Here is a 14,318-nt window from a genome sequence, read left to right on the forward strand (position 1 = left end):
TCCGCTAATAAGAGGAACTCATGCCGAACCACTCGGGGAAAATCACAATCAGTGCCAGCACAAACACCTGCAGGAGGATGAACGGAAGCACCCCCTTGTAGATGTCGATCGTTCGCACTTCCGGTGGTGCGACCCCCCTCAAGTAGAACAGAGAGAACCCGAAAGGTGGGGTCAGGAAGCTGGTTTGCAGGTTCATGGCGATAAGAATGGCAAACCAGAGCATGTTGATGCCCAAGGCTTCGGCCACCGGCGCCAGAATGGGCACGATGATGAAGGAGATTTCGACAAAATCGATGAAGAAACCCAGCACCATAATCACCAGCATGGCTAGAATGATAAAGCCCCATTTCTCGCCCGGCAGCGCCAGCATCCACTCTTCCAGCAGGTAATCGCCGCCGGTGTAGCTGAAGACCATAGAGAAAGCAGTTGCACCGACCAGGATGGCGAACACCATGGCCGTCACTTTGACCGTGTCTTTCGAAGCACCCCAAACCATCTGGAATGAGAATTGCCGGTAGATTATGGCGAGAACAATAGCGCCAATACCACCCAGTGCTGAGGATTCTGTGGGTGTCGCAATGCCGGTAAAAATCGAACCAAGCACAATGACAATCAGCGCTAACGGCGGGATGATTGCCAGCAGCGCATTCATGACTTCCTTTTTACGGGAAATGCTGCTGTCCTCAGGCATGGCCGGAGCCGTTTCGGGCTTGAATCGGGTCATGATCAGGATATAGACAATATAGAGCCCGATAAGAACCATGCCCGGCCCGACGGCGGCCTTGAACAGATCGCCGACTGGCAGCCCGAGCACATCGCCCAGAATAATCAGAATGATCGACGGTGGAACGATCTGGCCCAGCGTACCCGCCGCACAGATGGTGCCGGCTGCCAGGCGCTTGTCGTAGTTGTGAGCCAGCATGACCGGCAGGGAAATCAGGCCCATCGCCACCACACTGGCGCCCACAACGCCGGTGGAGGCTGCAAGCAGGGCGCCTACTAGAATAGTAGAGATAGCCAGGCCACCCGGCAGGCCGCCAAACAGACGACCCATGGAGGTAAGCAACTGTTCGGCCAGGCGTGTACGCTGCAGGACGACGCCCATAAAGATAAACAGGGGCACGGCCATCAGAACAGTATTCTGCATGACGCTCATGATGCGATAAGGCATAAAGGCAAACAGATCCATGCCTTGTGCAAACACACCAAAGAACAAAGCAAGACCGCCAAAGGTGAAAGCGACGGGGAAACCCAGCATCAGCATGAAGAGGGCAACAGCGAACATAATCATGCCAATCATGCGAGTCCTCCCGCGCTGTGTTCACCTTCGTATTGTTTTTCACCAGACATAACGCGAAGGGCGAAGGTCGCCATGTTGAGGCCCGCCATGGCGATAAAAAACGCTGAGACTGGAATCACGGCTTTGATAATCCAGCGATAGGGCAGGCCACCAGGGTCACCGCTGCCTTCGCCCATGCTGTAGGAGTCCAGCGCAAAATCGTAGCCGTAAAGGCCAATTAAATAGGCGAATGGCACTACAAATAGCAGGGCGCCTGTCAGGTTCACCCATGCCTTGGCCTTGTCGCTCCAGCCGGAATAAAGCACGTCAACCCGAACATGGCCGTCTGTGCGCAGTGCATAGGGAATACCAAACAGGAAGACCACCGAGTAGAGGTGCCATTCCATCTCTTGCATCCCGATAGACACTTCGTTGAACGCGTAACGGGCAACAACGTCGTAAAAAACGTTACCGGCCATCAGCAGCATTGCGACGCAGGCAATCCAACCGCAGAAATTGGACAAGCGCGCCAGGCCCTCATCAAGTTTTATGATCCACTGCATTCATAATCCTCCGCCAGAAAGGCTGGCGATCCTTCTATCTCTCTAAACAAAAAAACCGGGGTCGCCTTCAGAGCGATCCCGGCTCCATTACAGCCTGTATCTTACTCGACTTTGCCCATGGTATTGAGGTATGCGCGCTCGGAAATGTCTGTGTAAGCGCGGGAATCCCCCAGATAGTCTTCCTGGGACTTAATAATCTTCGCCGCGAGCTCATCACCGGCCGCAGCCTCTGTCAGCAACTTGTTGTTAGCCTTGTACATGGCTTGGAACACATCGTCCGGGAAATTCTTGATCTGAACGTTCGGGTACTCGTTCTTGATGCTTGCCCAGGCCTTGGCGTTCTCATGCTGCGACTGGATCAGCATGTCATAGGCTGCGGTGCGCATGGAAATCCGCAGGATTTCCTGAAGATCTGCCGGCAGCTTGTCCCAGACTTTCTGGTTGACCAGGAACTGCAGCTCGGTCGCAGGCTCGTGCCAGCCGGTGTAGTAGTAGTCAGCAATCTGCTGGAAACCCAGACGCAGGTCCAAGGCTGGACCAACCCATTCAACGGCATCTATGGTGTTCCGCTCTAGCGCAGTGTAAAGCTCGCCTGGAGCGATGTTGGTCGGGCTTACGCCCACCTCGGCAAATACCTCACCGGCGAAACCGGGAATCCGCATCTTCAGACCTTGCAGGTCCTCAACAGATTTGATTTCCTTGCGGAACCAGCCGCCCATCTGGACGCCGGTATTGCCTCCCGGGAATGACTTCAGTCCGAGGGGCTCATAGACTTCCTGCATCAGATCCATACCATCGCCGTAGTAAAACCAGGCGTACTGCTCAAGTGCTGTCATGCCAAATGGCATGCTGGTGAAGAACAGGGTGTTGGGTACTTTGCCTTTCCAGTAGTAGGAGGCGGAATGACCCATGTCATACTGTCCGGCCCTCACCATATCAAACACGCCCAGCGGAGCCTTGTGCTTGTTAGCGGAATCAATCCGGATTTTCAGACGGCCACCGGACATTTTCTCGGCCATGGCAGCCATGTTTTTCGTGGCGTCACCAAAAATCGGGAAGTTAGGTCCCCAGGTTTCTGCCAGCTTTAAGGTAAATGTGTCCTGAGCCAGTGCGTGTGTAGGGGCGAAGGTCGCTGCCACCGCGAGTATCGCCGCGGAGAAAATGGAACGAATCATCATTGTTTTTGCTTCCTTTTATAATTTTTTGTGCTGAGTCTGCGTTCTATTACAAACGCAGTAAAACTAGCTTACATTATCAGTTATTTTTAATCGGTGGAACGAAAAACATAAGGCATTAGATATAGGTCGTAGGTGCTGTAACGGCCCGTGCAGTGTTCGCCCGCGTGTGCCACGCCCTGAACCGTCGCAAAGCGGGTTTTTCAACGCTGTAATGGCTCAGACAGGCGAAAAGCAGAACGATGCCAAGAGCAAGGCAGACACCGAGCCAGCCGGGCAGGTCTGCGTTGTAGCTCCAGCTAATCACCCCGTAGCCAATATTTTGATGAACTAAATAGAGGCTGTAAGAAAGCCCTCCGAGCCAGAGCAAGGGGCCATTGGCCAGCCAGTTCAGGCGCCCTGCCACGGCCAGAGAAAATATCGAGAAACAGCCCAGAACGAATAGGCTGTACGGAAATTTGTAGGCAAAAAGGCCATGACAGACAGCCAGTGCGAGCAGAGTGGCATCGGCGGCTGGGGGGTGGCCATAGCGATAAATGCGGTAGATCAGCATGCCGCCAATGAACAAGGGTGCGTATTTTACAAACAGCAGATCTTTGACTAGAAACTCCAGGCCGTCAGGAATCTGTTTCCACCACACCACGCCCGCATAGCTTATCAGCACCCACAGCCAAAGCGCTGCGCGCAGCTTGTGCCAGTCTTTCAGCGTAAAATACAGCAGGGCCATCCAGCCGTAGAAGGTGACCTCAATCACCAGGCTCCAGTAAGCGCCATCGACATGCTTCAGTCCCAGGTATTCGTGCCTGAGAGTGGCGTTAGCGAGCGCCGTGCTCAGGCTAACCGCGCGATCCTGTGGTCCTAGCCAGTGCACGCTGATAACGGTGAGTACAATGCCGGCCCACAAAGCCGGTAATAGCCTTAGAGCGCGAGCGGCACTAAGCCAGCCAGCATGGGCAGTGCGCTCCAGGGTCATGAAAATCACAAATCCGCTGAGTATGAAGAACAGGTGCACACCGTAACGGCCAAATGACAAGCCGTGATCAAACCAGGGCCAAAGCGCAAAGCCGTGGCCATACATTTCGTGGTAATAGGGCAGGTAATGGAACAGCACCACGCCCAGAGCCGCAAGGCCGCGCAGGGCGTCCAGGCTGCCTAATCTGGAACCAGACGAGGAACTGGAAGAAGAGCTGGGCATAGGCGGTCTCATCACGGATTCGGCTTATAACAGCCTGCTTTGCGTTTCGGCAATACGGCTCAGCTATGCGGTTACCTTGTCCGCGCTATACGATGTGTTCATCATTCATTACAACCGTCGGGTTCAACGCAGGCAGCCGCAGGGAGATTGGTCATGGCAGCAGAGCTGGGGATTATTGAGGGCTTTTATGGCCCACTGTGGAGTTGGGAGCAGCGCCGGCAACTGGTGCATAGGCTGGCGCCCCACGGTTACGGTTTTTATCTTTATGCGCCCAAGGCCGATGCGTTTTTAAGGCGGCGCTGGCGGGAGCCACATCCGCCAAAGGCTGCCGCGGAAATGGCTGCCTTCGCCAGCTTCTGTAAAGCCGCCGGGGTGCGTTTTGGTGTGGGCCTGAGCCCGTTTGAACTGTTTAACAATTTTGATGAAGCGGGCCAGCAGTCACTGGCGCGCAAGCTGGCGTTTTTTGACCAGCTGGGGCTGGATGAACTGGCGATTCTGTTTGACGACATGCACGGCAGCGGGCCGCACACGGCGCAGGCACAGGCAGATATTGTGCACTGGGTTGCCGAACACTCCGCGGTTCGGCGTATCAGTGTGTGCCCGACCTATTACTCGGATGACCCAGTGTTGGATCGAGTGTTTGGCCCGCGCCCGGTGGACTATCTACAAACGCTGGGACAGGCGCTGGACCCCTCCATACAGATATTCTGGACCGGCGAGGAAGTGTGTTCGCGGGAGATTTCACCCGGCCACTTGCAAAGAGTGGGTGATCTTCTGGGGCGAAAACCGCTGTTGTGGGACAACTACCCGGTTAATGATGGCGATCGCATGTCGCGCCACTTGCACTTGCGTGGTTTTACGGGCCGCCCAGCGGCTAACGCTGCGTACATCGCCGGCCATGCCATTAATCCGGCGCTTCAGCCAACGCTGACCTGCATTCCGGCCATTACCCTGGCGCAGAGTTATCAGCTCGGGCCGGATTACGAATACGGTAAGGCGTTTTATCACGCCGCGCAGGAAGTTCTTGGGACCGAGTTGGCGGATTGCCTGCAAGCAGACTTGTTGGTGTTGCAAGACGCCGGTCTGGAGCGCCTGTCCGCCGAACGGAAGCAGGCTTTAGTGCATACCTATGACGGCTTTGACCACCCGGCGGCCGACGAATTACTGCGCTGGCTGGCTGGCGACTATGCCGTTACCAACGAAGTTGTAGCCACCCAATAATCTATTAGTCAGTTGCAGGGTTGCTGTTCGGCTTGGCTGAAACGCTCGCGCATGGCGCGGTTGCGACGTTCGTCGCTTTTGTAAGCGTCTGGCAGTGGCTGCAGAAAATACAGGAAGTTTCCATTGGTACGATGGTCGGACAACTCTGGCATGGCTTCATCTTCGGGCCAGAAAACCGGGCTGATCACCTCAATGTTCAACTCTGGCGCGCGCGCGTGCAGCAGCGCTACCGTGCCCTGACGTTGTTCGCTGTGGAAAATGCCGTTTACGTGCAGTATCTGTTGGCCCGGGTAATCCCGGTGGGCCTGCAAAATGCGTTCGGCCATGGTGTTGTCGCGCAGTAACTGTGCTTTGTAGCTGTTGTCCAGCCGCTGTTTCATAGCGTCGCCGCCGCCGCCATGACTCGCACCAATGGCATCATCAAAGCGTTGCCGGTAGGCCGGGGTGTCCATAAACGGTTGTTGGGCAATGGTTTGGCGCTGTGCCTGAGATAAATCGTCAATAATGTGCGGTCCTTCGCGGCCCACACAACGCACGATGGCACCCGGTGCGTTGGCCGCGATCACGGGTAATTGATGGCTAAGAGCGAACTCGACCAGCGGCCGGTAAGACGCGCGATAATTGTCCCAGGCGCCGGTGTCTTCGATCATTTCGCTTTCGCCGCTGCTGCCGGCCAGATACTGGTTCAGCGCATCCTGCTGATGGGTTTCAAATTGCTCCATACTCAGTATCTGTTGGGGTTGCTGCTGAAACAGCGCCAACTGTAGCTGAGATTGAAGCAGATGACTGGCGTGATGGCCGTGATATTCTCCAACGACCACCACATCGGCGTCGGCTAAGCGCCTTGCCAACTGCTCTACGGTTAACGTGTTCAGGGTGTCAGACTTCGGGTCAACTATCTGCGCCTGATACTGGTTTAGCGGTGCTTTCAAGATGCTGTGTGAGGTTGGGGAGGTCGCGCAGCCGGCTGTTATTGCCAACACTAAAGCGCCAACCAGGTAACGAACGTTGTAAAGGCTTGTGGACATAAGCGCGAAGTTCCGTTGCGGTAAGCACACTACTAATAAGTTTTCCGAATACGATCTGCTGGTATAGCGAGTATAATGCCCGACGAAGCCCCTCGTACAGGCAAGTTGTTTATGTCCCGCAGTCATTTGTTTTCCCTGCGCCCAGGCCACGCGATCCGCGAAGCCTGCGTGCAGGAGCCCTACAGTCCCCGGCGTTTTGCAAAAGATGTAATGGCCGGTATTACCGTGGGAATTATTGCTATTCCGCTGGCCATGGCACTGGCTATTGCCAGCGGTGTGGCTCCCCAATACGGTTTGTATACTGCCATTATTGCCGGCGTGGTGATTGCGCTCACGGGCGGCAGCCGTTACAGCATTTCCGGTCCTACCGCCGCTTTTGTGGTGATTCTGTATCCCATTGCCCAAGAATACGGGTTGGGCGGTTTGCTGCTAGCCACGGTGATGTCCGGGGTGTTGCTTCTGATTATGGCGGTCATGCGCTTGGGGCGCTTTATTGAGTACATACCGGAGCCGGTGACCCTGGGATTTACCGGGGGTATTGCGGTGGTGATCGCAACTCTTCAGGTGAAAGACCTGTTCGGTTTGCCGATTGCGGCCATGCCCGAGCATTATTGGGGAAAGCTGGCTGCGCTGGTTCAAGCTGCTCCCTCGCTGGATGCCATGAGTACTCTGGTGGCCGGGGTCACATTGGCGATCATGCTGCTGTGGCCGCGGCTGAAAACACCGGTACCGCCGCACTTACCTGCCGTCATTGTGGGCAGTGTGTTGGCGCTGTGGCTGAACAGCCAGGGTGCCTCCATTGACACTATCGGCTCGCGTTTCAGTTATTTACTCCCCGATGGCACCAGTGGCAGTGGCATTCCTCCATTTTTGCCCGAGTTTATCTTGCCCTGGCAGCGGGCCGGTGCCGATGGCAGCCCCCTGGCGGTGTCCTGGAACCTGATTCAGGCTCTGATTCCGGCAGCGTTTGCCATTGCCATGCTGGGCGCGATTGAATCCTTACTGTGTGCGGTGGTGCTCGACGGCATGACCGGTAAGCGCCACAGCGCCAACAGTGAATTGCTGGGGCAGGGTCTGGCCAACATAATCGCACCCTTCTTCGGTGGTATTACAGCCACCGCGGCGCTTGCCCGCTCGGCCGCCAACTATCGCGCTGGCGCCGAATCGCCGGTGTCTGCGATTGTGCACTCGCTGGTGGTGGTGCTGGCGCTGGTAGCGCTGGCAGGGGTGCTGTCTTACATGCCAATGCCGGCGATGGCGGCGTTGCTACTGATAGTGGCGTGGAATATGAGCGAAGCGCCAAAAGCCGTGCACTTGCTTAAAACAGCGCCCCGCGGTGACCTTGTGGTGTTCCTGACTTGCTTCAGCCTGACGGTGGCGCTGGATATGGTGATTGCCATTACCACTGGCGTACTGCTGGCAGCGGTACTGTTCATGCGCGAAATGGCGCAGATGACACGTGTGACCGACATATCCAGCAATCAGCGGGTGACGCAGGCTAACTTGCCCGCCGGCTGGCAGGTGTTCAAGATCAACGGGCCGCTGTTCTTTGCCGCCGCCGAGCGCATCTTTGGCGAGCTGGCGGCACTGTCCAAAAACGCCCGTGGTTTTATACTGTATATGGACGGCGTGACCTTGCTGGACGCGGGTGGGCTGTCTGCATTGAATAAGCTCCTGGCCGCCTGCAAGCGCGATGGCACCCGTATCATTATTGCCGATTTGCAGTACCAGCCACTGCGAGCTCTGGCTCGTGCAGGGGTGGCGCCTGTAAACGGTGTTAGCCAATTTACACCCACACTGGCTGATGCCCTGGTGCAAGCCGGCGAGCACTGATCGCTGTCAACATCACCTGCTACACAATCGAGCTCCAACAAATGGAGCTCTTATAAACCGTGCTCTGGTAAACGGCGCTCTGATAAAAAGTGCCCCAGCTAACAGCGAAAAAGGTTTTGCATGCTGCCATTCCGAATTGTGGATCGCATTAAGTTCGTTGTTGAGCGCCAGTTGGTAAAAGGTGCGGGTTTTCAGCTATTGGTGGTTGCCGCCTTTATTGCGCTGATTTCGATTGCTGGCGGGCTTGCGGTATTGGCGGTCGGGCAAAAATTTGACAGTGTGGGCGCGGCCGTTTGGTGGGCGTTTTTGCGCCTGACAGATCCTGGCTATCTAGGGGATGACGTAGGCGCTTGGCAGCGTTTTGTATCTACCCTGCTTACCGTCAGCGGTTATGTGGTGTTTATGGGCACCTTGGTTGCCATCCTCACCCGCTGGCTGATTGCCAAAATGGAAGAGCTGGAGCGGGGCCTGACTCCGGTCACGCTGAAAAATCACATTGTGGTATTGGGCTGGACCCGGCACACCCTGCCATTGCTAACGGAATTGCTGAGTGCATCAGGCCGTATGCGCCGGTTTCTGGAGAAGCACGATGCCGGCCGGCTCAATCTAGTGGTGCTCTCAGAGCATGCCAGTGCGGAGCAGGTGCACGAATTACGTATGGAGCCCGGTATCGGCCGCCGCGCGCGGCAGATTATTTTGCGCAGCGGTTCACCCATTCAGCCCGATGCCCTGCATAGGGTTGCGTGTCTGGATGCCGCCGCAGTTATTGTGCCCAGCGGCCATATAGACGCCGGCAGCCTGCTAACGCCGGATGTGGAAATCGTCAAAGCGCTGCTGTCGATTGCCGCTCAGGCACGCCAGTACAACGCGCCACTGCCTTATGTCGTGGCCGAGATTCAGGATCTGCGAAAATTGCCGGTGATCGAACGAGCCTATCCCGGTGCGGTAGAAGTGGTGGCCGGCGATGCCACCATAAGCCGTTTGATGGCGCAGAATATTTTGCATCCGGGCCTGTCAGAAATTTATAACGAACTGCTCACTGCTGGCGACGGCAACGAACTGTATGTGCGCGGTGGCGAAACGATGGTTGGCATGACCCTGGCTGAGGTGGCCGCGCAGCGGCCGCTGGCGATTGTGCTGGGCCTGCTGAAGCGCCAGGGTGAACAGTGGAAAGTTTGGTTGATGGCGCCAACAGATAGTGTGATTGACGAAGAAGACCGGGTGATCATGATGGCGCGGTTTTACGCCGAAACCGACCTCAACCCCAAGTTGCCGCCGTTACCCGCGGTTCAGCGTGGTAGCCCACGGATAGTGACCGCCGCGCCGGTGCAGAAACTCCGGAGAATACTGGTGCTGGGCTGGAATCGACGGGTGCCCAGCCTGCTGGCGGAGTTGTCGAGTTACCACTATCGGCCGTTTCAGGTGGATGTGATTTCGGTTGTCGGCGCTGCTGAGCGCGACCAGCTGACCCGGCGCCATCTGGGGAAAAAGGTAGACATGGAAGTTCAGCACATCGAAGCCGATTACATGGTTGAAGCCGAGCTGCGCCAATTGCAGCCAGCGGCCTACGACACAGTGATGCTGCTGAGCAGCGATCGCCTGGCCTCCGGCGAAGAAGCCGACGCCCGCACCATGGTGGGTTATTTACAGCTGGAAGATGTACTGGCTGATCAACCACGGCGTCCGCAGCTGATTATGGAGTTGAGCGATCCAGACAACAGCCACTTGCTGTACAACCACGGCAGCGAGATGCTGATCAGCCCGATGATACTCAGCCATGTTCTTGCTCAGGTGGCCCTGAGGCGAGAGTTGAGAGTGGTGTTGGATGAACTCTTTACAGTTGGCGGTGCAGAATTTCAGTTTCGGGACCCGGGCGACTACACGCTTCCGGCCAGCGTTGATTTTCAGTTGCTGGAACGAACGTTGGCGAAAGAGGGCGAAATAGCGCTTGGCATCTATCGGAACCAGCCGGACGCCAAGGGTCGGCATCTGATGCTAAACCCGCCGAGGCGGGATTATCTTGATGTTAAGCCTGGGGACCGGTTGGTGATTTTGTGTTTAACAGGCCAGATATCTGATTAATGCTTATCGTCATTACCGAGGCCGTTTACACCCTGTAAGCAAACGAATAGACCCGTCTGGTTGAAAACATTCAGGCTGTCTGCTGTGGATTTATAAACGGTGGACATCCGGTTTTGATGCCGCCAAGACATTCACGAAAAAAATGCTGAATATAGATTATATAAATTTCAGTTATGCGGTGAGAGGCATTAAAGTAGTTGCCAAGGTCCGGGAAGAATTGGATTTAAATTCGACGTTCTTGGAAAAACTGCCGTACAAAGGAATGAACCATGCCCTACTCAAAAGACGTTGATGCCCTTACCACTCTGTTGAAACAGAATCCTACCTGGAACGCCATCAAGCCTGAACACGCGGCCCGTATGCGCGCCCAGAACAAATTTCAGACCGGTCTGGATATCGCCAAGTACACCGCCAAGATTATGCGCGAAGACATGGCGAACTACGATAACGATACCTCTCAATACACCCAGTCTCTGGGTTGCTGGCACGGTTTTATCGGCCAGCAGAAGATGATCTCCATTAAGAAGCACTTCGGCGACACCTCACGCCGCTACCTGTACCTGTCCGGTTGGATGGTTGCCGCCCTGCGTTCAGAGTTCGGCCCGCTGCCAGATCAGTCCATGCACGAGAAAACCGCCGTATCCGGCCTGATTGGCGAGTTGTACACCTTTCTGCGTCAAGCCGATTCCTGGGAACTGAACCACCTGTTCCGTGATCTGGAAGAAGCTCAGAATGCCGGCGACAACGCCAAGGCCGAGCAGCTGATAAGCCAGATTGATAACCACCAGACCCACATTGTGCCGATCATTGCCGACATCGATGCCGGTTTTGGTAACGCAGAAGCCACTTACCTGCTGGCCAGGCAGATGATTGAAGCCGGTGCCTGCTGTATCCAGATCGAAAACCAGGTATCTGACGAGAAGCAGTGCGGCCACCAGGACGGCAAAGTAACCGTTCCCCACGCCGACTTCCTGGCCAAGATAAACGCTGTGCGTTTGGCCTTCCTGGAACTGGGTGTGGATGACGGCGTGATTGTTGCGCGTACTGACTCTTTGGGTGCTGGCCTGACTCAGAAGATTGCTGTAACCGAAGAGCCGGGTGATCTGGGCGACCAGTACAACAGCTTCATAGACGGTGACGTGATTGCCAAAGCCGAAGACATTAACAACGGCGATGTGGTGATCAAGCAGAACGGTCAGCTAGTCAAGCCCAAACGTCTGGCGTCTGGTTTGTTCCAGTTCAAGGCCGGTAGTGGCGAAGACCGGGTCATTCTGGATTGCATCACCAGTCTGCAGAACGGCGCTGACATGTTGTGGATCGAAACCGAGAAGCCCCACGTTGGCCAGATCGCAGCCATGGTTAACCGCATCAAGGAAGTGGTTCCTAACGCCAAGCTGGTTTACAACAACAGCCCGTCGTTCAATTGGACCCTGAGCTTCCGCCAACAGGTGTTCGATTCCTGGAAAGAAGAAGGCAAAGACGTATCGGCCTACGAGCGTGCTGCGCTGATGAGCGAAGAATACGATAGCACCGATCTAGGCAAGCTGGCCGACGAGTGGACAGCCAACTTCCAGCGCGATGCCGCCCGTGAAGCCGGTGTGTTCCACCACCTGATCACGCTGCCGACTTACCACACGGCGGCCCTGTCGACCGACAACTTGGCCAAAGGCTACTTCGGTGCCGAAGGCATGCTGGCTTACGTGAAAGGTGTTCAGCGTAAAGAAATTCGCCAGGGTATCGCCACCGTCAAGCACCAGGACATGGCCGGCTCCAACATTGGTGACGACCACAAGGAATTCTTCGCTGGCGACGCCGCGTTGAAAGCCGGTGGTAAAGACAACACCATGAACCAGTTTGGCTAACAGGCTAATCTGACGCGGCAAGGACGCCGCAACGCCCTCTTCCGGGATTTAAAAACCCGCACTCTGGTTCGCCAGGTGCGGGTTTTTTTGTGGCGCCGGCTCAAGGTCGAGGCCTTGGTCTATGCTAATAGAAACAGCGTGTTCAGGCAGGAGCAGGGCGATTGAATCTGGATCAAGGCATTGTGTTTACGGTATTGGGTATTACGCTGGCGCTGTTTATCTGGAATCGACTGCGGTTTGATGTGGTGTCGATGCTGGCGTTGCTGGCGATGGCGTTCACCGGGCTGGTGCCCGCTGATGAACTGTTCAGTGGTTTTGGACACCCGGCGGTGATTACTGTGGCGGCTGTATTAGTGATCAGCCAGGGGCTGGTAAATGGCGGCGTGGTGGATGCGATCGCCCGATTATTGGGGCGTATTGGTCACCGGCCAACCTTGCAGGTGCTTACGCTCACCTCAGTAGTAGCGCTTTGTTCCGGTTTTATCAATAACGTTGGCGCGCTGGCTTTGCTGATGCCAGTGGCTATCTGGATGTCCCGTGACGCCGGGCGCTCGCCCTCTATGCTGCTGATGCCGCTGGCGTTTGGCTCCTTGTTGGGGGGTACCGTCACCCTGATTGGCACGCCGCCGAACATTATCATTTCTTCCTATCGTCCCGAAGGCGCCTTTGGCCTGTTTGATTTTGCCCCGGTGGGCCTGGCGGTCACGGTGGCCGGTATTGCGTTTATCACTCTGGTGGGCTGGCGTCTGACACCGCGGCGCGATGACGGCGGATCCGGCAAAAAGCTGTTCAGCGTGGGCGATTACGTCACCGAACTGCGAGTGCCGGAAGGCTCCGCCAGCGCTGGCGCCACCTTGCACTCACTGTTGACCGAATCTGGTGAGAGCGATGATCTGGCGGTGTTGGCCTTGATCCGTGAAGGCGCACGCAAGATCACTCCCTCAACCTTTACCGTAATGCGTGAAGGCGATTTGTTGTTAATTGAGGCCAATACCGAAAGTTTGCAGGCTTTTCTGGACAATACCGATCTTGAGTTAGCCACCGGTGCGTTTTTGGCGCCGCAGCGCGAGCTAGGCAACGAGAGAACGAACGCGGACGAGCTACTTAAAGACTCCAGCGATGAGCCCAGCGCCGACGAAGAGGATGCTAAGGCGTCGATTAGTCTGGATGAAGGCGACTTGCAGTTGATGGAAGTGGTGGTTTCGCCAGGTTCAACCTTACTTGGACTGTCTGCTAACCGTTTGGGTTTGCGCGAACGCTATTTTCTGAATGTGGTGGCGGTGGCTCGCCGTGGCCAGCGTATTCAGAGCCGGTTAGGGGATATTCGCTTCCAGGCCGGCGACATTCTGCTGGTGCAGGGTACCCAGGATGGCCTCACAGACACTTTGATTACTCTGGGTTGCCTGCCGTTGGCAGAGCGCGGACTGCGGCTTGGGTCGTCACGTAAGGTAGCGCTGGCTGCCGCCGTATTCGGCGCCAGTATTGCGGCGGTGGTCAGCGGGCTGCTGAGCGCGCCGGTAGCGCTGGTGGGCGGTGCGGTGGCAATGGTCTTGGTGGGATTGTTGTCCGCGGAGGAGGCCTATAAGTCTATCGACTGGTCGATCATTGTCTTGCTGGCGGCGATGATTCCCGTCGGCCAGGCGCTGGAAAGCAGCGGCGGTGCCCAGTTACTGGCAAACCAGATGCTGGCACTGGGCGGTGACTTTTCGCTGGCTGCGGTGCTGGCCATGTTGCTGGTAGTCACTCTGCTGCTGTCGAATGTGATCAATAATGCCGCGGCCGCTATTGTGGTGGCGCCGGTCGCATTGAGCCTGGCAACGTCGCTAAACGTGCCCACCGACGCGGTGTTGATGGCGGTAGCCGTAGGGGCCTCATCCGCCTTCATGACACCCATTGGCCACCAGTCCAATGCGTTGGTGATGGAGCCCGGCGGCTATCAGTTTGGCGACTACTGGCGCCTGGGTTTGCCGTTATCGATCATAGTGACTGCGGTGGCGGTGCCGATGATCATGTGGGTGTGGGCGTGATATTGAGTATTGAGCATCCAGTGTTCCGTCTGGCTAATTCGGGAATCCTTTGT

General features: G+C 56.2%; 10 protein-coding genes. 5 read left to right on the forward strand and 5 right to left on the reverse strand.

The window, feature by feature from the left end; all coding sequences use genetic code 11:
* Nucleotides 1–4 precede the first annotated feature (4 nt).
* The 4 genes from MELB17_RS01830 to MELB17_RS01845 form a co-directional block, all read right to left on the reverse strand.
* A complete protein-coding gene (locus MELB17_RS01830) occupies nt 5–1,300 on the reverse strand; it encodes a TRAP transporter large permease (RefSeq protein ID WP_007348421.1) in 1,296 nt (431 codons plus the stop codon).
* A complete protein-coding gene (locus MELB17_RS01835; RefSeq protein WP_007348422.1) occupies nt 1,297–1,842 on the reverse strand; it encodes a TRAP transporter small permease subunit in 546 nt (181 codons plus the stop codon). Before MELB17_RS01835 ends, MELB17_RS01830 begins: the two co-directional genes overlap by 4 nt.
* Before the next feature lie 101 nt (nt 1,843–1,943).
* Nucleotides 1,944–3,020 carry a TRAP transporter substrate-binding protein gene (locus tag MELB17_RS01840; protein WP_007348423.1) on the reverse strand — a complete coding sequence of 359 codons (1,077 nt, stop codon included), beginning with the start codon at nt 3,018–3,020 and terminating at the stop codon, nt 1,944–1,946.
* Nucleotides 3,021–3,135: 115 nt separating this feature from the next.
* On the reverse strand, nt 3,136–4,212 hold the full coding sequence (locus MELB17_RS01845) for an acyltransferase family protein (RefSeq protein ID WP_007348424.1): 1,077 nt from the start codon (nt 4,210–4,212) through the stop codon (nt 3,136–3,138).
* Nucleotides 4,213–4,365: 153 nt separating this feature from the next.
* On the opposite strand from MELB17_RS01845, the gene MELB17_RS01850 reads away from it, so the two are divergent.
* The gene (locus MELB17_RS01850; protein WP_007348425.1) at nt 4,366–5,433 is read left to right on the forward strand and encodes a beta-N-acetylglucosaminidase domain-containing protein; all 1,068 of its coding nucleotides are present in this window, start codon (nt 4,366–4,368) and stop codon (nt 5,431–5,433) included.
* 8 nt (nt 5,434–5,441) lie between these two features.
* Here MELB17_RS01850 and MELB17_RS01855 read toward each other — a convergent pair whose 3' ends face one another.
* Nucleotides 5,442–6,461, reverse strand: a complete 1,020-nt coding sequence (locus tag MELB17_RS01855; RefSeq protein ID WP_007348426.1) for a ChaN family lipoprotein — start codon at nt 6,459–6,461, stop codon at nt 5,442–5,444.
* A 111-nt stretch (nt 6,462–6,572) separates the two neighbouring features.
* On the opposite strand from MELB17_RS01855, the gene dauA reads away from it, so the two are divergent.
* From dauA to MELB17_RS01875, 4 genes are all read left to right on the forward strand, one after another.
* On the forward strand, nt 6,573–8,294 hold the full coding sequence (gene dauA / locus MELB17_RS01860; protein WP_007348427.1) for a C4-dicarboxylic acid transporter DauA: 1,722 nt from the start codon (nt 6,573–6,575) through the stop codon (nt 8,292–8,294).
* Nucleotides 8,295–8,414: 120 nt separating this feature from the next.
* Nucleotides 8,415–10,376 (forward strand): CASTOR/POLLUX-related putative ion channel, encoded by a 1,962-nt coding sequence (locus tag MELB17_RS01865; protein WP_007348428.1) that lies wholly within the window; start codon nt 8,415–8,417, stop codon nt 10,374–10,376.
* A gap of 269 nt (nt 10,377–10,645) precedes the next feature.
* Nucleotides 10,646–12,238 (forward strand): isocitrate lyase, encoded by a 1,593-nt coding sequence (locus MELB17_RS01870; RefSeq protein ID WP_007348429.1) that lies wholly within the window; start codon nt 10,646–10,648, stop codon nt 12,236–12,238.
* 161 nt (nt 12,239–12,399) lie between these two features.
* Entirely contained in the window at nt 12,400–14,265 is a 1,866-nt protein-coding gene (locus tag MELB17_RS01875; RefSeq protein ID WP_007348430.1) for an SLC13 family permease, read from the forward strand.
* The last annotated feature ends 53 nt before the right edge of the window (nt 14,266–14,318 follow it).

Origin of the sequence: Marinobacter sp. ELB17 (assembly GCF_000169375.1) — a bacterium.
Classification (GTDB): domain Bacteria; phylum Pseudomonadota; class Gammaproteobacteria; order Pseudomonadales; family Oleiphilaceae; genus Marinobacter.

What these genes read in the sequence shown, in the direction of transcription:
- MELB17_RS01830 (WP_007348421.1), bottom strand. Translation starts at nt 1,300, where the DNA reads ATGATTGGCATGATTATGTTCGCTGTTGCCCTCTTCATGCTGATGCTG.
- MELB17_RS01835 (WP_007348422.1), bottom strand. Translation starts at nt 1,842, where the DNA reads ATGCAGTGGATCATAAAACTTGATGAGGGCCTGGCGCGCTTGTCCAAT.
- MELB17_RS01840 (WP_007348423.1), bottom strand. Translation starts at nt 3,020, where the DNA reads ATGATGATTCGTTCCATTTTCTCCGCGGCGATACTCGCGGTGGCAGCG.
- MELB17_RS01845 (WP_007348424.1), bottom strand. Translation starts at nt 4,212, where the DNA reads ATGCCCAGCTCTTCTTCCAGTTCCTCGTCTGGTTCCAGATTAGGCAGC.
- MELB17_RS01850 (WP_007348425.1), top strand. Translation starts at nt 4,366, where the DNA reads ATGGCAGCAGAGCTGGGGATTATTGAGGGCTTTTATGGCCCACTGTGG.
- MELB17_RS01855 (WP_007348426.1), bottom strand. Translation starts at nt 6,461, where the DNA reads ATGTCCACAAGCCTTTACAACGTTCGTTACCTGGTTGGCGCTTTAGTG.
- dauA (WP_007348427.1), top strand. Translation starts at nt 6,573, where the DNA reads ATGTCCCGCAGTCATTTGTTTTCCCTGCGCCCAGGCCACGCGATCCGC.
- MELB17_RS01865 (WP_007348428.1), top strand. Translation starts at nt 8,415, where the DNA reads ATGCTGCCATTCCGAATTGTGGATCGCATTAAGTTCGTTGTTGAGCGC.
- MELB17_RS01870 (WP_007348429.1), top strand. Translation starts at nt 10,646, where the DNA reads ATGCCCTACTCAAAAGACGTTGATGCCCTTACCACTCTGTTGAAACAG.